At 68.8% G+C, this 23,997-nt stretch carries 26 protein-coding genes and 1 pseudogene; 8 read left to right on the forward strand and 19 right to left on the reverse strand.

Annotation, left to right across the window (positions count from 1 at the left end; translation table 11 throughout):
- Positions 1 to 124 precede the first annotated feature (124 nt).
- Both P2Q00_RS49745 and P2Q00_RS49750 read right to left on the reverse strand, forming a co-directional pair.
- Positions 125 to 781: a helix-turn-helix domain-containing protein gene (locus P2Q00_RS49745; protein ID WP_275781680.1), complete on the reverse strand. Its 657-nt coding sequence runs from the start codon at positions 779 to 781 to the stop codon at positions 125 to 127.
- Positions 781 to 1,089 carry a helix-turn-helix transcriptional regulator gene (locus P2Q00_RS49750; protein ID WP_275781681.1) on the reverse strand — a complete coding sequence of 103 codons (309 nt, stop codon included), beginning with the start codon at positions 1,087 to 1,089 and terminating at the stop codon, positions 781 to 783. The genes P2Q00_RS49745 and P2Q00_RS49750 overlap by 1 nt, the downstream gene beginning before the upstream one ends.
- Positions 1,090 to 1,222: 133 nt before the next feature.
- Here P2Q00_RS49750 and P2Q00_RS49755 point away from each other — a divergent pair, with 133 nt between their 5' ends.
- Together P2Q00_RS49755 and P2Q00_RS49760 are read left to right on the forward strand one after the other, a co-directional pair.
- Positions 1,223 to 1,474, forward strand: coding sequence for a DUF6207 family protein (locus tag P2Q00_RS49755; protein WP_275781682.1), 252 nt, complete (start codon positions 1,223 to 1,225; stop codon positions 1,472 to 1,474).
- A gap of 352 nt (positions 1,475 to 1,826) precedes the next feature.
- Positions 1,827 to 3,014, forward strand: a complete 1,188-nt coding sequence (locus P2Q00_RS49760; RefSeq protein ID WP_275781683.1) for a UDP-N-acetylglucosamine--N-acetylmuramyl-(pentapeptide) pyrophosphoryl-undecaprenol N-acetylglucosamine transferase — start codon at positions 1,827 to 1,829, stop codon at positions 3,012 to 3,014.
- A 9-nt stretch (positions 3,015 to 3,023) separates the two neighbouring features.
- Here the strand turns inward: P2Q00_RS49760 and P2Q00_RS49765 are convergent, their stop codons facing one another.
- From P2Q00_RS49765 to P2Q00_RS49795, 7 genes are all read right to left on the reverse strand, one after another.
- On the reverse strand, positions 3,024 to 3,695 hold the full coding sequence (locus tag P2Q00_RS49765) for a formyl transferase (RefSeq protein ID WP_275781684.1): 672 nt from the start codon (positions 3,693 to 3,695) through the stop codon (positions 3,024 to 3,026).
- Positions 3,696 to 3,955: 260 nt separating this feature from the next.
- Positions 3,956 to 4,174 (reverse strand): hypothetical protein, encoded by a 219-nt coding sequence (locus tag P2Q00_RS49770; protein WP_275781685.1) that lies wholly within the window; start codon positions 4,172 to 4,174, stop codon positions 3,956 to 3,958.
- Positions 4,175 to 4,522: 348 nt separating this feature from the next.
- Positions 4,523 to 5,110 (reverse strand): hypothetical protein, encoded by a 588-nt coding sequence (locus P2Q00_RS49775; RefSeq protein WP_275781686.1) that lies wholly within the window; start codon positions 5,108 to 5,110, stop codon positions 4,523 to 4,525.
- An 87-nt stretch (positions 5,111 to 5,197) separates the two neighbouring features.
- Complete coding sequence (locus P2Q00_RS49780) at positions 5,198 to 6,223, reverse strand: NucA/NucB deoxyribonuclease domain-containing protein (RefSeq protein WP_275781687.1); 1,026 nt, start codon at positions 6,221 to 6,223, stop codon at positions 5,198 to 5,200.
- 288 nt (positions 6,224 to 6,511) lie between these two features.
- On the reverse strand, positions 6,512 to 7,336 hold the full coding sequence (locus tag P2Q00_RS49785; RefSeq protein ID WP_275781719.1) for a hypothetical protein: 825 nt from the start codon (positions 7,334 to 7,336) through the stop codon (positions 6,512 to 6,514).
- 445 nt (positions 7,337 to 7,781) lie between these two features.
- A complete protein-coding gene (locus P2Q00_RS49790; RefSeq protein ID WP_275781688.1) occupies positions 7,782 to 8,363 on the reverse strand; it encodes a hypothetical protein in 582 nt (193 codons plus the stop codon).
- A gap of 893 nt (positions 8,364 to 9,256) precedes the next feature.
- Positions 9,257 to 10,090, reverse strand: a complete 834-nt coding sequence (locus P2Q00_RS49795) for a PIG-L family deacetylase (RefSeq protein WP_275781690.1) — start codon at positions 10,088 to 10,090, stop codon at positions 9,257 to 9,259.
- Between the two features lie 927 nt (positions 10,091 to 11,017).
- On the opposite strand from P2Q00_RS49795, the gene P2Q00_RS49800 reads away from it, so the two are divergent.
- The 4 genes from P2Q00_RS49800 to P2Q00_RS49815 all read left to right on the forward strand — a co-directional run bounded on the left by P2Q00_RS49800 (position 11,018) and on the right by P2Q00_RS49815 (position 13,819).
- Positions 11,018 to 11,380, forward strand: a complete 363-nt coding sequence (locus P2Q00_RS49800) for a MarR family winged helix-turn-helix transcriptional regulator (RefSeq protein ID WP_338059424.1) — start codon at positions 11,018 to 11,020, stop codon at positions 11,378 to 11,380.
- Positions 11,377 to 12,810, forward strand: coding sequence for an MFS transporter (locus P2Q00_RS49805; RefSeq protein WP_275781693.1), 1,434 nt, complete (start codon positions 11,377 to 11,379; stop codon positions 12,808 to 12,810). The genes P2Q00_RS49800 and P2Q00_RS49805 overlap by 4 nt, the downstream gene beginning before the upstream one ends.
- Positions 12,811 to 12,843: 33 nt before the next feature.
- Positions 12,844 to 13,137 (forward strand): DUF1330 domain-containing protein, encoded by a 294-nt coding sequence (locus P2Q00_RS49810; protein WP_275781695.1) that lies wholly within the window; start codon positions 12,844 to 12,846, stop codon positions 13,135 to 13,137.
- A 418-nt stretch (positions 13,138 to 13,555) separates the two neighbouring features.
- Positions 13,556 to 13,819: a hypothetical protein gene (locus P2Q00_RS49815; protein ID WP_275781696.1), complete on the forward strand. Its 264-nt coding sequence runs from the start codon at positions 13,556 to 13,558 to the stop codon at positions 13,817 to 13,819.
- On the opposite strand, the pseudogene P2Q00_RS49820 reads toward P2Q00_RS49815, so the two are convergent.
- From P2Q00_RS49820 to P2Q00_RS49865, 10 genes and pseudogenes are all read right to left on the reverse strand, one after another.
- Positions 13,763 to 14,020, reverse strand: a pseudogene (locus tag P2Q00_RS49820) (TniQ family protein); the annotation flags it as partial. The gene P2Q00_RS49815 and the pseudogene P2Q00_RS49820 overlap by 57 nt on opposite strands.
- Entirely contained in the window at positions 13,935 to 14,684 is a 750-nt protein-coding gene (locus P2Q00_RS49825; RefSeq protein ID WP_338059425.1) for an ATP-binding protein, read from the reverse strand. The pseudogene P2Q00_RS49820 and the gene P2Q00_RS49825, both read right to left, overlap by 86 nt.
- Before the next feature lie 15 nt (positions 14,685 to 14,699).
- On the reverse strand, positions 14,700 to 14,870 hold the full coding sequence (locus P2Q00_RS49830) for a hypothetical protein (RefSeq protein WP_275781697.1): 171 nt from the start codon (positions 14,868 to 14,870) through the stop codon (positions 14,700 to 14,702).
- Positions 14,871 to 14,939: 69 nt separating this feature from the next.
- Positions 14,940 to 15,635, reverse strand: a complete 696-nt coding sequence (locus tag P2Q00_RS49835; RefSeq protein ID WP_275781699.1) for a Mu transposase C-terminal domain-containing protein — start codon at positions 15,633 to 15,635, stop codon at positions 14,940 to 14,942.
- A 354-nt stretch (positions 15,636 to 15,989) separates the two neighbouring features.
- On the reverse strand, positions 15,990 to 16,715 hold the full coding sequence (locus P2Q00_RS49840) for a class I SAM-dependent methyltransferase (protein ID WP_275781701.1): 726 nt from the start codon (positions 16,713 to 16,715) through the stop codon (positions 15,990 to 15,992).
- Between the two features lie 210 nt (positions 16,716 to 16,925).
- A complete protein-coding gene (locus tag P2Q00_RS49845; RefSeq protein ID WP_275781702.1) occupies positions 16,926 to 18,032 on the reverse strand; it encodes an AI-2E family transporter in 1,107 nt (368 codons plus the stop codon).
- Between the two features lie 343 nt (positions 18,033 to 18,375).
- Positions 18,376 to 18,504, reverse strand: a complete 129-nt coding sequence (locus tag P2Q00_RS49850) for a hypothetical protein (protein WP_275781703.1) — start codon at positions 18,502 to 18,504, stop codon at positions 18,376 to 18,378.
- A gap of 207 nt (positions 18,505 to 18,711) precedes the next feature.
- On the reverse strand, positions 18,712 to 18,876 hold the full coding sequence (locus P2Q00_RS49855) for a hypothetical protein (protein ID WP_275781705.1): 165 nt from the start codon (positions 18,874 to 18,876) through the stop codon (positions 18,712 to 18,714).
- 46 nt (positions 18,877 to 18,922) lie between these two features.
- Complete coding sequence (locus P2Q00_RS49860) at positions 18,923 to 19,180, reverse strand: hypothetical protein (protein ID WP_275781706.1); 258 nt, start codon at positions 19,178 to 19,180, stop codon at positions 18,923 to 18,925.
- 575 nt (positions 19,181 to 19,755) lie between these two features.
- Positions 19,756 to 21,003, reverse strand: a complete 1,248-nt coding sequence (locus P2Q00_RS49865; protein ID WP_275781708.1) for a cytochrome P450 family protein — start codon at positions 21,001 to 21,003, stop codon at positions 19,756 to 19,758.
- 397 nt (positions 21,004 to 21,400) lie between these two features.
- Between P2Q00_RS49865 and P2Q00_RS49870 the strand changes: the two genes are divergently transcribed.
- A complete protein-coding gene (locus P2Q00_RS49870) occupies positions 21,401 to 21,880 on the forward strand; it encodes a hypothetical protein (RefSeq protein ID WP_275781710.1) in 480 nt (159 codons plus the stop codon).
- On the forward strand, positions 21,877 to 22,197 hold the full coding sequence (locus tag P2Q00_RS49875) for a transcriptional regulator (RefSeq protein WP_275781712.1): 321 nt from the start codon (positions 21,877 to 21,879) through the stop codon (positions 22,195 to 22,197). Before P2Q00_RS49870 ends, P2Q00_RS49875 begins: the two co-directional genes overlap by 4 nt.
- The last annotated feature ends 1,800 nt before the right edge of the window (positions 22,198 to 23,997 follow it).

Consider the following 23,997-nt stretch of genomic DNA (forward strand, 5'->3'; position numbering starts at 1 on the left):
CCTGCTGTTTCGCGGAAATGTGTCCACCCTCCCCAAGAGGCCAACCACACCATGGCCACAGGTCAAAGCAGAATTTCAGTCGGACACTTTCACGCGAACTGTTTGGACAGTTTTGTGCGAGTCATCAGCCGGAGTGCTCGGCGAGCGCGGCCGTGACGGCGGAGCCGATCAGGTCTGGGCTGTCGGCGGTCTGCATGCGGCGGCCGGCGGGCACGACCCGGACGCCGCGTCCCGCCTGCCCCTGCGGGCCGGAGGGCTGGGCACGCCGTGGTTCCGGGCGCGGCGCAGGCTTCGCCGGTTCCGCGGGCTCGCTCGTCTGCGCGGGCTCGGCGACGTTGCACTCCGCGGGATCCAGGTGCTGGGGGAATCCCGCAACCTGTTGGCGGGCCATCTGCCCGCACAGCACGCACGGCTGGGGGACGGCGAGCACGTCGACGTTGTCGTCCTGGCTGGGCGCCTGCTCGGCATCCGCGCGAACCTCGTCCTCCGGTTCCTCCGCCGGGGCCTCTCCGGCCGCATCCGTTGACTTGGCTGCTTCGGCGGCCAGCTTGGCCTTCGCGGCGCCGAGGAAGTAGGCGTACTTCTCCCGCGTTTCGCCGCTCGGGTCCCGTCCGGACTCCCAGCCCCCGACCGTGGACGGGCTGACGCCCAGGGCCTGCGCGAGCTGGGCGCGCGAAAGGCTGAGCTCTTCGCGCAGGGTGCGCCGTTCCTCGGCGGGCGGCAGCGCCACCTCCTTCTTGGTGCTGGCGAGGAGGGCGTCGATCGCGCCGAAGTCCGTCATTACACGCCTCCCTCGACGGCCGCCGGACGTGGAGTGCCAGCCTGGCGGCTGGGGGCGCGGCGGCGCTTAGCAGGCAGTGCCTCCGTGGCCCGGGTGGGGCCTGCCAGGAGCTCGAGAACGTCAATGCCGTAGTGCGCGGCAACCGCCTCGCAGTCAGTCAGACTCCAGGCCGCAGCGCCGGACTGACGACGGCTCACCTGGGCCTGGCTCACCCCGAGGGCGGCGGCGAGCTCAGTCTGCGACTCACCGGCCGCGTGCAGGAGCGCCGCCATTGCCGACCGCACGCGCTCTTCGAGGCTCATACTCATGTTGCAGACTCTATCACTCAAATCTCATCCAATATGCGCATACCGCATTACTGTTCGCCGTGAAGACTGACTCGATCGGGGGAATCGGGCGCGCGTGCAGAACCTCGCTGCGGCCGGGAGCGTACAGACAGACGTGGAACCGATCCAAGAGGCGCACGTCGCCGAACCCGGGCTGCTCGTCATCGATATCGCGGGAGCCGACGACGTGACCGTAATGGCCTTCCAGGACGCCGTCGCCCGGACGTGGGGGACGGCGACGGCCGCGCGTACGACACGGGACCCGGGTCAGCCCGGCGTACGCATCCGCCTGTACGCCGATCTCCGCCAGGCGCTCCCCCGGTCCGCCGAGGCGGCACTGGAGTGTTTCCACCCGAATGAGGCGTAGTCCGCCACCACGGACGACGTGACGGACCCACCCGGATCCACGATGCCTTGGAACGTGGATCACGTCCAGCACGACGGACCCCGTGGTGGACAGCCTCTGTGCTGGGCGCTCACCATTACCGGAGAAGCCAGCGCCGCCAGGCCTGCGAAGTAGCGTGCCTGACCAGCGCGACTCCACATGCCGGGCCCCGGGGACGATCTCTGATCCCTCGGGCCCGTGGCGTGTCCGAGGGGTCGGAGCTCCCCGGGCCGTCGTGAAGGTGACAAGGAACGATCGCTCGGTACCGGTGTGAAAGGCTGCACCTCACAAGCCGTCCTTGCGTGGGCGGGAGCTGAGCCAGATGGGATGTCTCGTGACCAGCGACATCAGCCGTGCTCCGCGTGCTTCGTTTCGCCTGGTCGTGACGGGTGGTGGGACAGGTGGTCACACCTACCCGGCACTCACTGCGCTCCGCGCACTGCGGGACCGGCTCACCAGGGAGGGGTGCGGCCTGGAGGTGCTGTGGATCGGTACGGCGGAGGGTTTGGAGGCGCGGGTCGCTCCGGCCGAGGGCATTCCGTTCACCACCGTGACGACGGGCAAGATCCGCCGCTCGTCGAATCCGCTGAAGATGCTCGGCCCGGCGAACGTCAAGGACATGGCGCGCGTGCCGCTCGGCGTCGCACAAGCGCGATCGAAGATCGCCGCGTTCGCTCCGGACGTGGTCCTGGCCACCGGCGGGTACGTCGCGGTCCCGGCCGGGCTGGCCGCCCGGCTGTGTCGGCGTCCGCTCGTGCTGCACGAGCAGACCGTGCGTCTGGGGCTGGCGAACCGCAAGCTCGCAGGATCGGCGACGCGGATCGCCGTGTCCTCACCATCGACCCTGGAGCTGCTGCCCAAGGACGTACGGGCGGCCGCCGTGGTCACGGGCAATCCGGTGCGGCCGGAGATCCTCACCGGTGACGCGGACAAGGCCGTCACCGCCTTGGGGCTGACCGGTTTCGACCGGCGGCTGCCCACCTTGTACGTCACCGGCGGCGCGCAGGGTGCGCGGCAGATCAACACCGTGGTGGGCGGGGCGCTGCCGTGGCTGCTGGAGCGGGCCAATGTCATCCACCAGTGCGGGCCGGACAACGTGGAGCAACTGGCTTCGCTCAGCGCGCAGTTGCCGCAGGGTGCGGCGGCCCGCTACTACCTGACGGGGTATGTCGGCAGTGAGCTGCCGGACGTGCTCGCCCTGGCCGACGTCGTCGTCTCCCGCAGCGGGGCGGGCACTCTCGCGGAACTCACCGCGCTCGGGAAGGCCGCGGTGTTCATTCCGCTCGCTACCTCGGCGGGCGACGAGCAGGCCCACAATGCCCGGCACTTGGAGGACGCGGGCGCCGCCGTTGCCCTGGCCGGGGAGGTGAGCGCGGACAGGTTGCGGCTTGCGCTGGGCCCGCTGCTGACGGACCCGGTCCGGCGTGCGGGCATGGCGCAGGCCGCCCGCGCGCACGGGCGGCCTGATGCGGCGGAACGGCTCGTCGATGTCCTTCTGGACGCCGCTGGCTCCGCCGTGTAGGAGGGCGGGTCACGGGCTGGTGCTGGTGGCGCGGGTCCAGTTGCTGCGGCTGCCGAGTTGGTGGTTGTCGCGCAGGTAGTGCGTCACTGCGAGGGCCTCGTCCTGGGGGTAGGGCGTGATCTGGTCGAGGCGCGGCAGGGTGTCGGAGAGCAGGAGCGCCGCGTGGCGCATGGTGCGCTGCCAGACGTCCCGTACTTCGTCGGTGTCGGGCCAGATCGAGAAGGTGACTTCGCCGAGGATCGGACCGGTGTCGATGCCCGTCTCGATGACGTGGAGGGTGGCGCCGTGCAGGGGTTCGCCGTTGTGCAGTGCCCAGTTGACGGGTCGTGCGCCGCGGTACTGGGGCAGGCGGCCGGGGTGGCAGTTGACGATCGTGTCGGTGGCGTCGATCAGCTCCTTCCCGATGATCTGGTCGTAGAGGACGCTGACGACGAGGTCGCACCGGCCGGGTTCGAGGTCGGGCCAGCCGCCGGAGGCTGCTTCTGCACCGTGTAGTGCTTCTGCGGACCCGCCCCCACCGCGATCGGCTGCCCCGAGCCGGCTGTCGCTCCCGCCGCCGGACTGTGCGTCCCGGACGACGTCGACGTACCGGGTGAGACGGACGAACAGCCCGCCAGCAGCAGGCAGGTGAACAGGACGGACGAAGCGGCACGACGGGCAGAACGCATGATGATCCCTCACGGCAGGCGACGGCTGAGCAGATGCTCCCCCATCACCACACGGACCTATCGCGTGGGGTACGGCGCGACGGCGCACGCCCGTCGCACGGTTGAGCGCGGCCGGTCCCTCCGCAGGCTTCGAATCCATAAGGTATGTCTTTGCCCCGGCAGGCGGCCTCGGGGAATGGCGTGCCGCTTAACGCGCACGATGTGGGGAGCAGCACGGCCGTCGGAGTGCCGTTGGCGACGACCGCCGGATCCGTGGATGGCGGTGGGGATGGGCTAACTGCATTCGAGGATGATGCCCAGATCGTCGACGCGGCAGTGGAAGGCATCGGGGCCAGCGTCGACCACGATGCAGACGGCGCCGATCGTATTGTTGCTGCAGGCCGTGACGGATTCTGCCTGCGCAGGAGTGGCAGTGAACGCCGCTGCCGCTGTCAACAGGGCGATGCCGCCTATGGCGGCGAGCCGCGCGCGGAGTTGCGCTGAACCGCTCATGAGATCCTTCTGACCGCGGGAGGAGGATCGGCGCGGGGCGCCGCGAGTGAGGGCACTCTGGCCCAAGCCTTCTTTCACCGTGCCCGTGGCGTGGCATGAGCGGGAAGGGCGCGACCGAGAGGCGCTCGAAGCACCCTTGCTCACCGCCAAGGCATGTGCAGAACGGCTGTGGTCTGTGGTTCTTGCGTGCTGTTCGGCTACGGAATTCTTGTCACACCGTTCCGCCGACTCCGGCTGCTGATGGTGCACGAAGCCTGGACTCCAGCCACAGGATCCGCACGACGGACATCACCTGCCCGCGCCGCCGGAAGTCGGGCGCACCGCGTGAGCGACCACCCACCCGTGCTGTCAGTCTGCTTCGCCGGGCTCCGTGTACGTGTAGGTGGTGGTGTAGTCCTCCACCGGCACGGCCATGGCCGCGGCGTATTCGGCGCGCTGCTGCCGGTCGGCTTGGGTGATCTGCGGATGGACCGGAGCGCTCTCGGGGGCGTGCCACAGCTGGATCAGGTGGCGCTCGCCGTGGTCGCCGATGCCGGGTTCGGGGTCGTCGGTGTGGCAGTACAGGCGCATCCGCACCCAGCCGTTACCGGCGGCCGGCAGCTGGAGGGGGGGTTCGTCGTCCGGCCATGCGTCCAGGATGTCGCCGGGTTCGAGGGTCGCCAGGCTCAGGCCCGCGGTCTCGGTGTGCAGGCTGAGCTCCTCCGCAGGCTCCCAGTCGCCGCTGGTTTCCGGTGCCGGCGGGCGGTCGTGGAGCTGGATGGTCAGGTACACGGGGCCGGTGTCGGTGGTGGTCAAGACGATGGCGCTGGCCGGTGTGGCAGGGCCGCAGCGCCAGCCGTAGGGCATCTGGGCCGGGTAGCCGTCGTGCTCGGTGAAGCCGATGAGGTAGCCGTTTTCGCCCACCTCGAGGGTGAACGCGGCTTCGTGGACCAGCATGGATGTCTCCTCCTACCGGGCAGGGTGCCTCTTCCCGCCCCCGTCGGGGGCGGGAAGAGGCACCCTGATTGAGCCAGTGTGCAGCGCTCAGGCGATCACGTAGAACGGGTCGTGGTCCATGACGTGGAACTGGCGCCGCCAGTTGGTGATGAAGGCGCCCTGGCCGTCGTTCTCGCTCTTCTTGACCCAGGTGATGGTGCGCTGGGCGGCCGGCAGGTTGGTGCCGCCCTCGTAGGTGGAGGCGAACGGGTACTCGTCACAGGAGGTGCGCCCGGCCCGCTGCATGTCCGCGGGCGCGCTGCCCGAGCACACGGCCTGGCGGTTCTTCTTCTGCTGCGTGGCGTTGATCATCCAGTGCAGCGGCTTGCCGCCGTTGGGGTCGCCGTAGTGGCCGCCGTGCGAGCGCAGCTTGCGGATGCCCTCGGAGATGCGCGGCAGGGTGGACAGGTTGATCCCGGTGGGCACCTCGGGAATGGCGCAGCCGGTGGTGCCGTAGTAGTTGTCGCACCGGTAGACGGCCGACGCGTAGGAGACCGTGCCGGGGCTGTAGCCGGCCTTGGTGAAGGTGTAGGTGTAGGTGGTCTTCGCCTTGGGGTTGATCTTCTTGCGGGCGATCGCGCCGGTCTTGTAGTGCACGCTCCCGCTGGCCGCGCTGTCGAGCGTGTGGCCCTGCGGGAAGTCGACGGTGGCCTTCGTGCCGCCGCCGGAGACCGCGGCCACGTCGACGGCGACGCCCTTGCCCTGGCCGGTGGTTCGCGCCTTGGAGATGGTGAACTTCTCGCTCCAGTTGGCGGTGTTGGCCTTCAGCGTCATCTGGTGCTTGACGCTGAAGTCGGCCGTGCCCTCGACGACCGGGTCCCCGTCGACGATCTTGATCACGTCGACGTGGACGGCCACCCACTCGCACTCGCTGTACCGGTTGATCGTGATCTTGTTGATGGTGCAGGTCGCCGCGGCGGCCGCACCGGCCGTCACCGCACTCGCGCGGGCCTGCGGCGAGCCGACCGTGACCCGCAACTGCGTGCTGCCGGCCTGGTCCGCCACCGCCGACGGAGCGCCGCCCGTGGCCAGCATGGCTACCGCCACGGCCCCCGTGGTGAACAGCGTCCTCAATTTCAAGTTGTACCCCCGGTGTTGGTCGATACGACGAGGGCACAGGCGTCAACTCACGCGTTCCCCCGTCGCGTTGACCTCATCCAAGCACTCCCCGCACACGGACCGCACACCATTTTGATCACTCTTGGCCAGGAACGAAGGGAGTCGTACCGTCCTGGAAATACGTGGCGCCCTGAGCGCTGATCGGCGTTTGGCTGCACCCCATGGCATCGGCGTCCACTGTGTGCTGGGCAAGATGGGTGGTGGCTGTCGAGCAGCCGGTTGCAGAGCGGTGACTTCACTGAGTCACTCCGGCCGGTGTTCCGGGCCTCCGAAGTCCGGGGTGGTGTAGTCCGGGCTGGTGAAGTTCGGGCGCGGGCCGGGGGCCGGGCCGCCATCCGGGCTGCTGAAGCCCGGGCGGTCGTAGCCAAGGTGCGGCATGCGGCCAGTCGGTGTTGGAGGCATCGCAGGGTGCAGCGCCGCGGCGGTGCCGGGGTCGGCGAGTGCCTCCCGCAGGAAGGGCATGATGCCGCGCTCCAGGAGTGCTTCGCGCCAGGCTTCCCTGGCCCGGCCCACTTCCTTGCTCGGGTCGCCGTACGGGCCGGTCTCGAGCGAGGGACGGTTGCGCAGGGCGGTGAGCAGCAGCCCGACGGCGGCGAGGATGACCGAGGCGCCGGCGACCGCGCCGAATACCCACCCGGCGGTGACCATGGTCTGGGCGAACGCCGGTTCAGGGCTGAACAGTTTGAGGATGTAGCCCACCAGCAGGAAGATTATCGCTGCGGTGCCGGCGAGAACAGGAGTGAGGACCGCGACGACGGCGCCAGCGCCAGCGCCGGCCGGCTCGGCGGCTTCGCCGAGGGTGGTGGCGAGCCCCATCGCCGAACCGGATTCGCGGGTGGACGCCGGGGTGGAGGATGTCGGCTGGCGCAGTTCCTCGCGAACCTTCACGTAGTGCTGGTACTCGGTCGCTGCGGCCACCGTGATGAGTGCGGTGGCGTTGAGCGCCATGGTGCGCAGCTGTTCGGGGTTGAGCCGCTTACCGACAGCGGCCAGTTCCGGGCGGTTTGGGGCGGAGCGCAGCGCCTCATCGAGGACCCGCTCGTACTCCTGGCGGTCCTCGCTCAGCAGGTGCTGCGGAACGCGGTTGCCGTAGCCGCCGTAGTTGTACCTGGGGGGGGCTTGTTGCCGCGTTGGGGGTGGCGGGCTCGGTGTGTGCGGCGGTGGAACGGGGCGGCTCAGGGGGGTGGTGTGCGGTGCTTTTGCCTTTCCGCTCGCCTCGTTCTGAGCGGATGCCTCGGGTTCCTTTGCCGGGGGTGGCCGGTGGCCCCGGATTGACGTCAACAGTCGGCGCCCAAGGGGAGGCCGGCGCTGGCTCGCGACGGCACCCGGGGTTGCCGCAGCGCGTTCGGTGTCGGTTGGCGGCCCTCCGGGCGTATCGGGAGTTCCCGAGGTCGAACGAGTTGGTGAGATGGCGGTTGTCATGGGAGCCTCGACCCGCCTGGAGGATGCCGTCGGGGGCTGGAAGCCCGGGGAGCGGCGCGAGACGACAGCCAGGACGCGTCCGGCGAAGGAATCAGCAGCTAGCGTCATAGCTGCCCCCTCCGTCTGACGGTGCTTGTGGCGCGGGGACACCGGTGTCCGGCAGCACACCATGTACCGGAGAGGCTTCTGTCGGCGGCCGGACAGGAACATCGTCGACGTGACCGTGACCGTGACCGTTTGGGTGCTGTGCCTGCGACGCAACGACGTCCTGCTGTGCCTCCCCAGCCACACTGCCCAGGGCGGCCTGGCCGACGCTCTTGACGGCAAGTGGCACCAGTGTGGCGAGTTGTTGAACAACTGACAGTGCACCTAAGCCGACCATGTAGGCCACCAGCGGGTTCACCGTGTGCGGATAGGTCGCGGCGAGGACTCCAGTCGGGGCTCCGCTGACGAACAGCCGCAATGCCGTTGCAAGGCAGTAACCCTGCCGGCCGGGCGCGGGCAACTGCTCCTCGCCGGGCCGTACATTGCGTCGGCGCCGCGGGGGCTCGATCGTCTCCGGCTGTACTTCCCATGGCACGCTGCCGTGCCACCTGACGGACTTGATGACATCAATGGCCTCCATGGTGGCGCCACCAGCTACGCCCACCCACGCGGCCAACAACCAGTCCATGAAACGAGGCTAGAAGGTCGCACAGTGTCAGGGAACGCGCTCGGGAGATTCGCCGAAAGCCGCACTGGTTCTTTACGACTGCAGTGGTGCGCTTGTGGAAGATGCCGGGCCGTGGGCGGGAACGGTATCCACGCCGGCGCCAAGATCACACAGCAGGCAGAAAGGACTGCATCGCGCGCCCGGGAGTAACAACGCACTGCTGCCGGGCCGTTGCTCATGACGCCCGGCAGCAGCACCACAGACAACAGCGCAACGACAACGCCCAGGCGTCCCCTCCGGGCGGCACGCCCGGAAACACCCAGCCACCGCCGCTAAGCAGCCCACCGCTGATAAGACGAATACACCGGCCACCACAGTGACAAGCACCACCGCACGAGGCCTCCCAACACCCAGCCCACCCCTCTCCGTTGGTCACATCAACCGATATGTTCACTTTTGCTGGATGATCGTGACTCGGCCCGGCAAGCCGGCCCGAGCAACACCCCGCCCCCTCCCCCACCACCCAACGGTCCGCGCACGACGAGGAGTTCACACAAGCTGCCGCCACCCGCTGGATCTCCCTCTCGCCTGCCGTCGGGTCCCACCACTGTGATCGAGACAGGAGACCTATGAACGAACGTACCTAGGGGCCGAAGGGCTGTGCGACATGGCCACCGGGGCCAGATAGGGCCGGGCCCCGGTCGCCTGGCACGAGAGCGCCGCGGCCAACCCTCAGTTCGGGCTCGTACTTGTCGCGGTGTCGGGTCGGAAGTGCGGGAACGCGTCGACACCGTCGGCGCGGGCCTGGACGCGGGCTGCCGGAGTGGAACTCGCGTGGACAAGCCGCCGGGTGTGTGACCCGCTCGATCGCGCCGCTAGATCGATGCGCTTTCACGGCCGGCCGGGCGGGCGGATCAGCGCAGTCCGGCGAAGAGATCGTTCTCGGGTACGGCCGCGCCGGTGGTGTCCTGGACACGTACGAAGGTCTCGATGCCCATCAACTCGCCGAACCTCTCCTTGCCCATCTTGAGGAAGAAGATGTTCTCGCCCTGACTGGCGTGCGCGGCCAACGCGTCGAACTTCTGACCGCTGAACGCGGTGGTGTCCACCCACGTGGTGATCTCATCGTCGGGGAGGCCGATCTCGGCCATCGCGGCGGCCTCGGCAGGATCCGGCTCCGGCATGTCCTCATGAAACTCGCGCATGATTTCGCCGAACCGCTGCATCATCGAGCGTGGCGCCGTGGTCCAGTACACCTTCGGTGTCAGCGCGGTCATCTCCAGCGCCGCCATTGTGATGCGGTGGGCCTGGATGTGGTCGGGGTGGCCGTAGAAACCGTTCTCGTCGTAGGTGACGACCACATCAGGTCGGTAGTGCCGCATGAGTTCCGCGAGGCGGGCCGCGCCTTCCTGCACGGGGGTCCGCCAGAAGGAACCGGGGGCGTCGTTGCTCGGCCAGCCCGTCATCCCGGAGTCGGCATAGTCCAGCATCTCCAGACCGCTGACCTTCAGGACGTCACAGCTCGCCTCGAGTTCTTGACGGCGCATCAAGGCGACCGCCGCCGGATCGTGCCCGGGGTCGCCCGGCTTGACACCCCCCGGTCCGTCACCGCAACCGCCGTCGGTACACGTCACGAGAACCGTACGGATGCCCTCCGCCGCGTACCGCGCGAGGACCCCTCCGGTTCCGGTGGCCTCGTCGTCGGGGTGGGCGTGTACTGCCATGAGCGTCAAGGGTCGGTCAGTCATGAAAAAGTCCTCCTGCAGAAATACGTCTTGGTCCAAATGCGCGGCGGGTGTACCGCGATCCGGAGGCCCGGATTCTGGTGGGGCGGACGACCTCCTGCTCTCCCTGTTCTCCGCCCGTGCAGCGCCCGGTCCCCCGGTCGATGCAACCGTGCCGGCCGGACCGGCTGTTCCCGGAGCGGCCGCCTGGCCTTCCAGGCGTCGGCGTTTCAACACGAACGAGGTACAGGCGCGAGCTGCATGTCTCACCGCCACGCCGGATCCGACTGTCCCGTCTCATTAGATCTTGACGAGAGAGGGCCGCTGACCTGGGGGGGGTGACAGGTTGGGTTGCGACTCAGAGCATGGAGGCCCGGGCTTCGGGGCGGGCTGAGCGCGGCGCCGGGTTCGCGTCTCATCGATCACGGCGAGACCGGTGGTTCCTGAGCTGGGCATTGTCAGGGTGGTGTGAGGCCCTGCTCCAGGATTCGCAGTGAAGGTGGCAGATTCCGGACCAGACCCGGCCCGAGCTGGGTCTGAGCAACGCCAAAACGGCGTGCTGCCTCTGCAGGCAGTTGGGGATGGCCGCGCCAGTGCGGGGAGGTGAACAGGCCGGTGAGCACAATGCCTTCGGGGTAGGTGGCCACTTCGATTCGGGGGGGGCTCGGAGGGACGGTGGGGATCACCGAACGGGTCCTCGCCCAGCACTTCGAGTCGACGGTTCCACCTCTGCCGAAGAGGCCCTCCGCGACTCTGTCGGGAATCTTGAGATCCGGGGCCACCTGCCTTGGCGCCACCACAGCACAGTCGACCCAGTTCCATAAAGTATGAATATAAAACTGCTATGCTTCGAGCATGAGTCGTCAAGACACCGCTCCTGGCGCGTCCGCCGCCATCGGGGCAGCCCTCTACGGCCTGGCCACCAGGGCCGCGAGACGCCTGCCCCGGGACATGAGCCTGACGTCCGCCGCCACCCTGGCCACCCTGGACCGGACCGGCCCGCGGCGCATCACCGATCTGGCCGCGGTCGAGGGCGTCACCCAGCCCGCGATGACCGCCCTGGTCCGGGTGATGGAGGAGTCCAGCCTGGTCGAGCGGCGGGGCGACGCGTCCGACAAGCGGGTCACGCTGGTGTGCCTGACCGAGGCCGGCGCCTCCTATGTCCGGACGCGGCGCCAGGCGGGCATCCACGCGTTCGAGCGGTTGATCGGCGAGCTCACCGGCGACGAGGTCGGGGCACTGGTGGCGGCCCTTCCGGCGCTGAAGCATCTGGCAGAGCTCGAAAGCCAGGACCGCGAAGGGCCGAAGCAATGACCGGGGAGCCGGCCGGCCCGATCGCGGTGAAGGCGTTCCCGGTGGCGCGTTCCGAGGCGCGGCTGCTGGTCCCCGCCCTGATGTTCATCGCTCTGGTCGTGGCGGCGGTCGCCAGCCTCGGGACGCCGCTCATCACCAGCGTGGCGACCTCGTTCCACGTCTCCCTCGGCAGCGCGCAGTGGACGCTGACCGTCGCGCTGCTCAGCGGCGCCGTCGCCACGCCGGTCCTGGGCCGGCTCGGAGCCGGCCCGCACCGGCGGGCCACGATCCTCGCCACGCTGGCGGTCGTCGTCACCGGCAGCGCGCTCACCGTGCTGCCGCTGCCGTTCGCGTGGCTGCTCGCCGGCCGGGCGGCCCAGGGCGTCGGGCTCGGGCTGACGGCGCTGATGATGGGCGTGGCCCGGGACCACCTCCCCGAGGAGCGCGGCGCGGCCGTGATCGCCCTGATCTCGGTGGTCTCGATCATCGGGGCCGGCGCCGGCTACCCGCTGGCCGCACTGCTCGCCGAGCTCGGCGGGGTACGGGCCGCCTACGGCCTCGGCCTGGTCGTCACCGCCGCCGCCCTCCTGACCGCGTGGCGCTCCATGCCCGAAGCCCCCGAAGGCCGCTTGGCCCACGTGGACGTGGCAGGCGCGGTCGTCCTGGCCGCTGCGCTGCTCCTGGTGCTGTTCCTCGCCGGCGAACGGAATCTGTGGAGCCGGCACTTCGCCGTGGCGGCGGGCCTCGCCGTCGTCGCGGTGGTGCTGCTCTGCGTCTGGGCCGTCATCGAGCTGCGCAGCACGACGCCCCTGGTCGGTGTGCGGGCGGTGCGGCACCCGGCGGTCGCCGGGGCGAACCTCGCCATGTTCGTGGGCGGGATCGGCATGTACCTCCTGCTCACGCTCATCACCCGGTACGCGCAGACGCCGCACGGCGCCGGCTACGGCTTCGGGCTGACGACCTTCGTCGCCGGGCTGGTCCTCATCCCGTTCTCGGTGCTGGGGTTCGTCGCCGGCAAGCTCACGCCGCGGGTCCGGACGCGGATCGCCGACCCCCTGCTCCTGGCCGGCAGCGCCGTCGTGGTCGGCGGCGGGTTCGCCCTGTTCGCGGCTGCCCGCTCGGACCTGGCCGAACTGTTCGCGGCGATGGGCGTGCTCGGCTTCGGCGTCGGCGGCTTCTCGGCCGCGATGCCCGGCGTCATCCTGGCCGTCACCCCCAAGAGCGAAACGTCGAGCGCCATGAGCTTCAACTACGTCGTCCGCAGCGTCGGGTACTCCCTGGGCAGCGCCATCGGTGGCCTGATCCTCGCCGCGGGCACCGGCCCCGGCCACCTCTTCCCCGACAACAGCGCCTACACCACCGCGGCGCTGGTCGGCATCGGCGCCATGGCGATCACGACGCTGACAAGCCTCGCTCTCGCCCGCCGACGCTCGTCCGAGACCAACCCGTAAGTCAGATGCACTCATCCCAACACTGGAGGTTCCATGCCCAAGGGCTACTGGGTCAGCGTCTACCGCACCATTTCAGACCCTGAGAAGCTGGCTGCCTACAACAAGCTGGCCGCTCCGGCCGTCAAGGCCGGGGGCGGCCGGGTCCTCGTCCGTGGCGGCCGGGTCGTGGCGCACGACGCCGGAATCGCCGAGCGCACCATCCTGATCGAGTTCGACAGCTTCGAGCAGGCCGTCGCGGCACGCGAGAGTGCGGCCTACCAGGAGGCGCTGGCCGCCCTCTCCGACGGCGTCGAGCGCGACTTCCGCATCGTCGAAGGCATCGACTGACCGAGGTCCAGTCGGATCTTCTCGGATCTTCACTGAAGTCAGGGTGGTGAGACGTCCTGCTCCAGGATTCGCAGTGAAGGTGGCAGATTCCGGACCAGTCCCGGCCCGAGCTGGGTCTGAGCAACGCCAAAACGGCGTGCTGCCTCTGCCGGCAGTTGGGGATGGCCGCGCCAGTGCGGGGAGGTGAACAGGCCGGTGAGCACGATGACTTCGGGGTAGTGGCCACTTCGATTCGGGGCTCGGAGGGACGGTAAGGATCACCGAACGGGTCCTCGCCCAGCACTTCGAGTCGACGGTTCCACCTCTGCCGAAGAGGCCCTCCGCTCTGTCCACCGGTGAACCACCTGGTCAGGCAGTCGCGGGCGTCGATGAGGGCCAGCGCGGCGAAGGGATGGGCGCCCCGGCGGACGATCCGGTGATGCTGGAGGTTGACCCGCAGAACCTCGGGCAGCAGCGTCAGATCGTGTTGCTCTGCTCCGAGGAGCCAGCTGCTGTGCCGGTGGCAGACACCTTCGGGGTGCGGGGTGCTCCGGACGACGAGCCCGTGGACGTGCCGCCGGGCCATGCAGAGGCGGCGGGCAGGGCGGCGCCGCGGTTCGATGACCTCCTCTGTGGCGGACCGATGGTGTCGAAGCGGGTCGCTGATCGAGCCGAGCGGCGGCATTGCGTGGACCAGGGATGACGGGTTCCGGCCGGTCAAAGTCGCGAGCCGTCGCAGTGCGTCTGGGGTCCAGTAGCCGACTCGATTGTCGACGCGGCAGTGTTGGCGGGACGGGCCGAGCAGGTGCGAGAGGTAGTCAATGGTGAGGTGGTTGGCGTCGGCGAGGCGATTCAGGTAGGACCCGATGGTCTCGTGGTGGACGGGCAGCGGCGTCAGCGGCACTCAGGTCCAGCAAGGTCCCCGGTCGGTGGGCTCGCAGCCGCAGGGACTCCTCCAAAGTCGCCACGAGAGAACACCAGGAGCCGCGCTGCTCCTCGGTCTTGTGGCGGAACGGGCTGGTGGGAATGAGGGTGTAGCGGCTGGCGATCTGCCCGCCGCGGCGTCCGGCGAACAGTCCGGTGCCCTCGACGTCGACGCCGGCCAGGACGAACGTCGCGGGGATGCGCTCGGACAGGTACTTGATCTGGTCGGATGGCTCGGCGCCCACCCGCGTACCGAGGTCGAGATTGTGCAGTTCAGCGATGAACACGAGACGGCAGCCGAGTGTGCAGAGCAGATCGCAGACCTTGTTGGTCACTTCGACCTGGCTGAACCGCGAGGGCAGCGGCAGGCCGATGAACCGTGCGAACTCGATGGCCAGCATCTTCGGCGTGGCCGCGGGCGGGACGGTGACGTAGACGACCGGCATCAAGTCCGGCAAGATCTCGCCACGACGTCGGCCCAACTGTTCGTAATTCCTGCCCAGTTGGGTGATGGCAGTGGTTTTCCCGGTCCCGGCGGGGCCCGAGACGATCAATCCACGGCGGGCGGAGTGCTGGTGCCGGTTCAGCAGGATGCGCTTGCGGCCGGTCGCGGTGACATGGCGGCTCGTCGGCGTGGAGACGATGACGAGTTGCCCGTGTTAATCCTCCAGAGCCTGGTCGTAGGCAGTTCGCTCCGCCTCGGTGAGCCGCTGCAGGGTCGCGGGCGCCAGGATGTCCGGCGGAGTGGTGGCCTCCGTGGTGAAGGCGGTCCAGTCCTCATTGGTCGTCAGCGGATGGTCGACTTCTCCCGGATCGAGGAAGTGCGTCATCAGCGAGTCCCGTCGGTGAAGGCATCGAACACACCGAACGGAATGACCTGGGCGATCTCCCCATCGCCGTCAGGCCTGATCCGTCTCGGGCTCGGGCTCGGGTTCGCGGCGCGCCGGCGGCAGTGCGGAAACGGCCGTTTCCGCCTTGGTGCGGGCGGCGCTCCGCCGGTCGGGCCCGCTCTCGGCGCGCGTCAGCAGGTCGTCGATGACGACGGCGATGGCGTCCTCGTCGGTGTCGTCGGCGCCCTTGGCGGCCAGCACGGCTCGGGCGTGGCGCCAGGTGAAACCGGCGAACGGCGCTGAGACCGTGCCCAGCCGGGTCCAGAGAACGGTGATCCAGCCTCCGGCCCGGGTGTCGCGTACCCAGACATGTGACAGGTCGTAGGGGTCGTGATGGACCTCCCAGAGGTCGCCCTTGGTGTCCACTCCGGACGGCTGGCGCCGGTAGGAGCCCAACTCCCGGCAGTCGTAGGTGCGGTAGTCGAGCGTGATGCCGTAGTTGTTGATCTTCCACCACTCGACGGGCAGCAACTCGATGTAGTCGTCACCGCCGAGACAGACCGGCAGATAGACGGTGCGGGAGACCAGCATGGCGTAGACCTCGTTCGGCGAGAGGGCCATGCCCGGCAGGAACGGACTGCGCAGAGCGTCATGCGAGCGGGTCTTCCGCCGGGCGATAACCCACTCGTGGAAGAGATCGGCGAGTTCCGAGATCGTCCACACCGCCTGGACGTCGCGGCCACGGCAGGTGGTGTCGATCTGCACTACTTCGCCGGGCCGGGCGGCCAGAGTCGGGGTGAACGGAGCCTCCGGCCGCCCGGCCAGAGAGCGTCGGGTCGTTGCCGCCCCGAAGGCTGTGACGCCCCTCGGAAAGCGACTTGAGCAGCCGTCCCGGCCCGCCCCAGTCCCGGCAGGCGAGCCGGGCGCCGTCTCGCACCACCACATGTTCAGACCATGCCACAACGAGCCTCCAGAGGGATCGGCCAGCCTCGATCAGGCCGCGAGGGTCTCGGGGCGTTCGATGAGCTGACCGCATTCGAAGCGAGCTCCGGCGTGAACGCGGGCGACCAGGTGGGGAGCCTGTGGCATCGAAGTTCGAGTGGTGTGGGTGGCTAAGGATCAGGGGCGTCCGGCGAGGAAGACGAACTCTCTGCCTGGCCGGTCAGGCGCATCGCGCACGTCTTGCACCATGTAGCCGTGGGCGATCAGATCCGTCTCGACCTCTTCGCGCTCTCGGAAGCGCAGGGTCGAATCCGAGGTCAGCACCTGTCCGTCCATTGCGAAGACGTAGGTCCAGCGGAAGGTCACCAGGGGCCGGCTCACGTCGATCAGTTGGACCCAGCTCTCGACGGAGCCGAAGCCCGGGAACTCCGCCACACGGTGGGACTTCCCGCGGGTCCACTCTTCCCAGGCCCGTCCGGCCGGATCACGGGTCTCGAAGAACAGGTGCCCGCCGGGCCGTAGTGCTTCGTAGGCTCCCCGCAGTGTCTTCTGCCAGGTGTCCGGATCAACGATGGCCTGGGCGACGTTCGCAGTCATCGTCACGAGGTCGACCTGCAGTGGCGGGAGGGCTGTCGCGTCACCGCACATCCAGCGCACTCGCTCACCGCCCGGTTTGGCCCGGGCGACGTCGATGGATGCCTGGGCGGGATCGATGCCGACGACGTCGGCCCCACGGTCGGCCAGAAGAAGTGCGAACACCCCTGTGCCGCAGCCGATGTCCAGAACTTGGTGCACCTCGAACTCCTCCGCCATGCGGAGGTAGGCATCGAGATCGCTGCGGTCGGGGTCGAGCGGATCATAGATCGCGGCGAGTCGTGGGTGCCCGAAGCAGTCGTCAGCCATACGGCCGAACCTATGCAGAGCCGGCCCCGAAGAGCGACTTGGTTTCGCCTGCCCTGATCGCCAGCACCCCGTGCCGATCAAACTCCGGTGGCACGAACCTACTGATGATCAACTTTCGATGGCGAAGATCAGCCTTCGATGGCACGGGACGGGGGACATTCCCCCTCCACTGTTGATGCCACCACGGATGCATCGACGCCGGTTCCTCTGTCAGGCATCCACCCGTCTCTGCCCGGGCCAGGGGGCGCGCAGTTCGCCGTGCACCGCCCACGCCACCGACACCATCGGCACCGCCACGACCGCGCCGACCACCCCGGCCAGGATGCCGCCCGCGATGACGGAGACGGCAACCACGACGGGGTGCAGCCGGACCGCCCAGCTCATCACCAGCGGATGCAGTACATGGCCTTCGATCTGGCCGACGATGACGATCAGCGCAAGGACCACGATCGCGATGGCCGGTCCGCGCGAAGCCAGGGCAACCACCGTGGCCACGCCCAACGCAATGGGCGATCCCAACAGCGGGATGAACGCGGCGAAGAACTCCAGCAACGTCAGCGGCAGGGCCAGCGGCACCCGCAGCAAGAACAGGGCGACGCCGACCAGCACCGCGTTGGTGGCCGCCACAATGACGATGCCCCGCGTGTAACCGGCGAAGGTCCGCCACGCCGCACGGCCTGCACGGCTCCATGGGTCCCGTGCCCGCTGCGGCAGCCCTGCCTGGAACCAGCGCCAGAACCGGTCGCCGGAATGGATGAAGAACACGGAGCAGAACAGCGCGAGCACCGCCGCCGTCAGCACCTCCACGAGCCGTCCGGCACCGCTCACGGCGCTGCTGATCAGTGCGGAGCGGTGCTCGGACACGAAGGAGTTCACCTTGCCCTGAAGGTCCGACATCACCGTGGGACTCACATGGAAAGGAGGCCCCTGCAGCCACCGTTCGATGCGCCCGATGCCCCCGCTGAATTCCCGCCCCAGCCGGTCCCACTCGCTCGCGACCAGTTCACCGACCAGCGCCAGCAGCCCAAGGACCGCCATCAGGCTTCCTGCGACACTCACCACTACTGCCAGGGCTCTCGGCAGCCACCGCGCCAGCAGATCGGCGAGTGGACGCAGCATGGAGGTCACGACCAGGGCGAGGAACAACGCCACAGCGACCAGCTGCAAACGCCCGAGAATCACGAAACCGGCGTACGCGGCCGCCCCGAGCACCAGCAGCCGCCACGCGTACGCGGCACCCACCTTCAGCCCGTGGTGCACGGCCACGCCGTCCCCGGCCCGCCGCACTGTTGTCGCGACACTGCGCGCACGGGCCACCGTCCCGACTCCGCGGGCCGGCCGACTGCCCAGCACGACGTACCGTGTCCGCCGCGGGCCACGACTGCCACCGGGCTCCGCACCCGGAGGTCGGCGCGACCGACGCAAGGCATCGCTCACCTGCACGTCACCGCCTCACGTCATCGAACCACGCAGCTACGTGTCCCCCGAGGGGACACCTTCTCAATCGTCGGTGGACTCAACGGACCAGCCCGGACCGAATCGAACCCACCAGAGGTGGGAGCGACAGAGCAGAAGCCGCGGATCGATCCGCCGCGTGCCATGACCGGCCCCTCCAAGGCCCACTCGCCGGCGGCCACACCCGGACTGCGCACAGCTGCTGTCAGCCCTCCAGCGCCTGCTCCGTATCTCCTCCCACCGGGGCGAAGGCAACGCGGGCCTGCCACACCTGGACGACCTCGTACAGCCCGGCGAGGGCGAACGTCCGGCACAGTCGAACGGAGAGCTTCAAGGGATCCACCGCGGGCCCTGCTACGGACGCGGCAGGTCCCGCCATCTGGCCGGCCACAGCGTGTGCCGCGGCACGCCCTCCCCTTCCTCGAGACCACCTTGTGCATCCGCGTACCTCGTCGATACCTCGCACCGGCCAACCATGGCAGTACACCCCCTGTCTCCCCCGCCGGATCCGACCGGCGCGGCGAGGGCGCAGCCAGCCCGATCACCGCATCTCCGGGTCGAACGGCACCGAGTCGCCAGCGCGGCCCGCCCACATGCGCGACTCGGACGCGTCCCGGGACAGGCTGGCGGCCGTGACACCCCGGGCGATCAGCCGCCAGACGGCGAACATCCAGCGGCCCAGCAAGTCGCCGTACGGATCGTCCACCCGGCCGCCGCCCCCCCTTCCCGGTCTCGGAGACCGGGAAGGAACGCTACGGGCAGGCCTGCGTGAGTGCCCTCTGCCGCTGCCGGCGGTGCTCGGACAGATCCGCCGTCATCTCGGTGCTCTCCTCCGCCAGGCACGTGTCGCCCCGCATCCGGAACACGCCGTCCGGCATCGGCGGCGGCAGGGGGCTGCCGGACCCGCCCGCCTGGGAGACCGCTTGCCGCCACCCGGTCGGCGGTACAGGCCCGTCGCGATCCATGAACGTCGACACCCGGACTGCTGGTGCTGCCCGAGCGGAGGGCATGTCCGGGATCTTCGACGGCGTCGATGCGGAGAACGCGAACGAACTGCTCTCCTCGGCCCTTCTCGAACTGGTCTCACCGAAGCGGAAGCGGCAGCCTGCCAGCACAGGACGCCCTCGTACAGCCCGGCGAGGTGCTGTGGAACGATCGCCCATGGCCAACTACGCCGTGCACGAGGCAGCCCACGACGGCATGTACGAGGGAGTCCCGCTGCGCCCGGGTCGGCCGATCATGGTCTCGCTCGCCGCGGCGAACGAACATCCCTCCCCCACCACCGATCAACGCGCGGGCCCGCGCCCACTTGGGGCGAAGCGCGGGCCTGCACACCTGTCCGGCACAAAACCCCGTCCGGTTAATCGCGGCAGCGCCGGTGGAGAAGTTCCTGGACCGCCTTCCGGACCTCGAACTGGCCGTACCCATCGACGATTTGGGCCGCCGTCCCGGCCCGTTCCACCGGGCGTCGGCCCGCCCTGCTCGTCGCGTTCCCGCCGGCCACCGTCCGCGGACGCGCCCCAGGAGCCGTGGAGATACGGCACGGCGGGGGGACCCGCTGCGGACGCGGTGACGCGGGGAGTGATCAGCGAAGGCGCACGGGGAGGGCGCGGTGACCGTTGGAGATGAAGGAATCCACCGGCTCCAACTCGTCCTGGGGCACCGCCAGTTGCAGATCCGGGAAACGCTCGAAGAGCGCCGGCAGCGCGATCCGCGCCTCCAGCCGCCCCAGCGGAGCACCCAGGCAGAAGTGCACACCGTAGCCGAAGGCCAGATGCTCCTTGTCGACGCGGGTGACATCGAAGCGGTCCGCATCGTCGCCGTACTTGCCAGGGTGGCGTCCGGCGGCGGCGTACGCGGCCAGGACGGCCTCACCCTTGCCGATCACGACTCCTTCGGGACCGCCGAACTCGCTCATCACCAGGTCCTCCACGGCGTATCGCAACGGCAGGCTCGCGACCGGCGCCTCGACGCGCAGCGTCTCCTCGATCACGTCGTCCCAGGAGGCCTGGCCGCCGCGGACGAGCGCGAGTTGGTCGGGGTGGGTGAGCAGGGCGTGGATGGCGTTGTCGATGAGGTTGACCGTGGTCTCGTGGCCCGCGCTGACCATGAGCACCAGGGTGTCGAGGAGTTCCTGCTCGCTGAGGCCGGTGCCGCCGCCCTCGTCGTCCCGCGATGCGATGAGGGCGGACGTCAGGTCGTCGCCGGGTGACTCCCTTTTGAAAGCGACGAGTTTGGCGAGCGCAGCGTAGAACCGTGTGTAGATGTCGGTGACCTCCTCCGGCGTGGCGGAGGTGTGGAAGATCCCGTCCACCACGGCCCGTAGCTCTGCGCCCTGGTCCTCGGGCAGGCCGAACAGCTCGCTGATGACCTGGATCGGCAACGGGTAGCAGAACCCCTCGCGCAGATCGACGACCTGCCCGTCCTTTCCGGCCTCCTCGACCCGATCCAGCAGGTTCTTGGTGATCTCCTCGACACGAGGCCGGAGCGCGGCGGTGCGGCGTGCGGTGAACGCCTTGGCGACCAGGGCCCGCAGGCGTTTGTGCTCGCCGCCGTACGCGGTGAACATGTTCTGCACCGCGACCCAGGTGAACAACGGCCATTCCGGGGCGATTTCGCCATTGATCCAGCGGGTCCAGTGGCGGCGCGGGTCCTTGGAGACGCGCGGGTCGGTCAGCAGGCGCCTGAGCAGATCGGGGGAGCTGACGGCCCAAGCCGCGACCCCGTCGGGGAGTTCGACCAAGGTCACCGGTCCGTGCTCGCGGATCCGGGCGGCCTCGCCGTGGATGTCGCGACCGGTCGGGTCGATCACTAAGGGGTCGGGGTGTCCCATCGCAGCCTCACAGGATCTCGAACGTCGATACGAAGCGTTACGCTACTTCGTCGTAGCGTCGCCGGGCGAGGCCCTGCGCCACGTGCTGCATCACAACTTCCCTGCGCTCCACCGCAAGTCGGCGCCACCTTCGGCCGCGCCAACTTCGACCTGCTGCGCAAACCCGTTCTCCACGCGGCATGAGCCGGATTGTCGGCGTGCTGGTGAATGTTCAGAGCTGTGTACGGGCGAACGTACAGAGCATCGCCACAGCCCGGTGATCCGAGTTTTGCGGAAGGCGCACGATCTTGCGGTAACCGCGTCCGACGGTGTGGGCCCCGTCCCTGGTCCCGCCGACAGATTGACTTTCCTGCCGGGAAAGCCAATACTGGCTTTCCCGGCAGGAAAGTGAGGCGTCATGGACGAGCTGACACCCGAGCAGGCACGAGCCGCGCTGGACGTCGTGGAGCGATCCCGCCGCAGGGTGATCGACGAGATCGACGTGCCGCGCTGGTACTGGGCGGGCCTGGCCTCAGGCTGGATCGTGCTCGGCGTGATCGCCGACGTCCATCATCCGCTGGTGACCACCCTGGCTACGCTGGCCTTCGGAGCCGCGCACTCCTCGATCGCGCCCCGAGTGGTCAACGGACGGCACCGCAGCAGCCAGATGAGCGTGCGCGGCGACATCGCCGGCCCACGGCTGGCAGCTTGGGTGCTGGGCAGTCTGGTCGCCCTGGTCGGGGTCACCATCGCCGCAGCGCTCATCCTGAACGCCGACGACGCGCATCACCCGGTCACCGGGGCAGCCGTCCTGGCCGCGGTCATCCTCGTGCTAGGCGGGCCGCTGCTGCCGGCCGCGGCACGCCGCCGCGCCGTACGGACTGGCGCGGCATCATGACCGCGCCACGGTTCGACGAGCTGATCCATCCCAGCACCCGGCTGTCCATCGTCTCCCTACTTGCGGCCGCCGACTGGGCCGACTTCAGCTACATTCGCGACCAGCTCGGTCTTTCCGACTCTGCACTGTCCAAACAGCTCTCGACGCTGGAGCAGGCCGGCTACGTCACAGTCGACCGCACCATCAGACGCCGCGTCCGTGCCCGCCTGACCACCGACGGTCGAGTCGCCTTCCTGGGCCACGTAGCCGCACTGCAGGCCATCGTGGCCACCGCGAACACGTCCACCGGCTCCGCCGGCGACCGGTCACGCAACTGACCACGAAGCCCGCCTGGAGCACCAAAACCTTCTGTACGTTCACCCCTACCCACCTCTGCAGACCAGGCAGTACGCCGACACGGATCGTGGCGGCGTGGACGGTGACGTGGTTGGCGTGGATGGTGACGGCGCTGACCGCGACGTCAGTGGTCTGGTGAAGCCAGAGGTCCTGGAGCAGGCCGTGAGCCACGACCGTTCATGATCGCGGTTGAGGTGACCCTCCGTGGCTCCGGCACCAAAAGTGATCCAGAACCAGTTTTGATCCGCCGTCAGAACCACGATTTCCCGTCACCGACAGGGCCGGCGGCACAGGCCAACAGCAGCTCAACACGCAGAACTTGACAGGGAACAGGCCCGGTCGGTGTACAACTTCGTGGTCAACCGCCCCCCCGCAGCCGCCGAGCAGCAACCCGCACCAGAACGTGTCACTCTCATGCAGGTGGCGGAAGGCGTCCAGCTCGATCGCCTCAACTCATCGCATCACCTGCCCAGTTCGTCCTCCAGAGCACCCAACCCGCCCGCTCGGGAGGGCGTCTCGCCCACAGAGCGGTGCTGCCGTGGGTGACCGGCTCGATCTTGTCGTTCAGTCAGGCCACGCAGGCACTGAGCGACCGAAACCACGAGATGCAAGCCTTCGTCGTGGCGTGCCTTACCGCGCTGGTCGCCGACCCGGACGGCTTCCTGGAGCGGCTCAACGAGCACTGGCCTTCAGAAAAGCCCCGCGGCCGACCGCGAAAAAAGACCACCTCGCCCCAGCCCTCGCGGCACGACCAGCAAGCTGCCGCCCCCGCGGCCCCCGGGGGCAGACCTTGAGAACGAGCCGTTCCTGTCGGTCGACGTCGACGAGACGGACGACGCAACCGCGGACTGACCGGCTTCCACTCCGGACGACTCGGCTACCGCGGCTCACTGGAACTGGATGTCGACTTCGGGCGCGTGCGCCTCACAACGCCGGTGCTTCCGCCCATCCATCCGCCCTTGCCCGCACTCGTGGAGCGGGCCCGTGCAGAACTTCGCGCCGGAACCCTCCCCGACAATCCTCAGGCGCCTTTGCCAGACATCAGCCACCTTGCCCAAGGGTGCGTCCAGCCGCAGCTGGCCGGCCACATCGAAGCCGATCGGCCACGTGCAGCCCGGATCTACGTTCTGGAATTCCAAGGAGGACGCCACTACTGCATGTTCGGACGCACGACAAACTTGACCAACCGCGTCGTGGAGCACCGCCGGGCAGCGGAACCTCACGGCTACGGACTGGTAGCCGGCTGGGCATCACCCGGTGTGGATGACGCCCAAAGCTGGAACATGTCGTGCTGAACGTCGGCGAAATGGCCCGCCGACGGTCGCACTGTCGAAAGCGCTTCTACAACGTGCCGTTCGAGGCAGTGCTGAACATCGCCCGGATGGTCTTCGAGCTGAACTCCGACTGGCGAACCCGGACTACACGGTGTCTTCCGCACTGTGCTGAGCCAACCGGGTGAAAACAGATCCACGATCTGGTGACGACGTCCGGTGGTATGTAGGCGGCGAGTGCAGGGTGTGGGCGGAACGATCCCGCGCAGAGAGACGGACCCGGCCCAAGACCCTGTTCGGCGTCGAGCACGTCCTCCCCCGCGACCAGGAGACGGACGCCCTGGCCGGGACCGAGCTGCGCGAGCAGGCGGACCAGGCGGTTTCCGCGCTGTCCGCGGCCGTCGGCGACAGGCCGCGCATCTGTCTTCGCAATCTCTCCGGCACGGCCGAGGGCAAGCGGCCGTCGATGACCGAGCTGACAGCCGCAACAAGCCTGGATTCAGGGCAATT

Source organism: Streptomyces coacervatus (assembly GCF_029223485.1).
In the GTDB taxonomy this organism is placed as follows: Bacteria; Actinomycetota; Actinomycetes; order Streptomycetales; family Streptomycetaceae; genus Streptomyces; species Streptomyces coacervatus.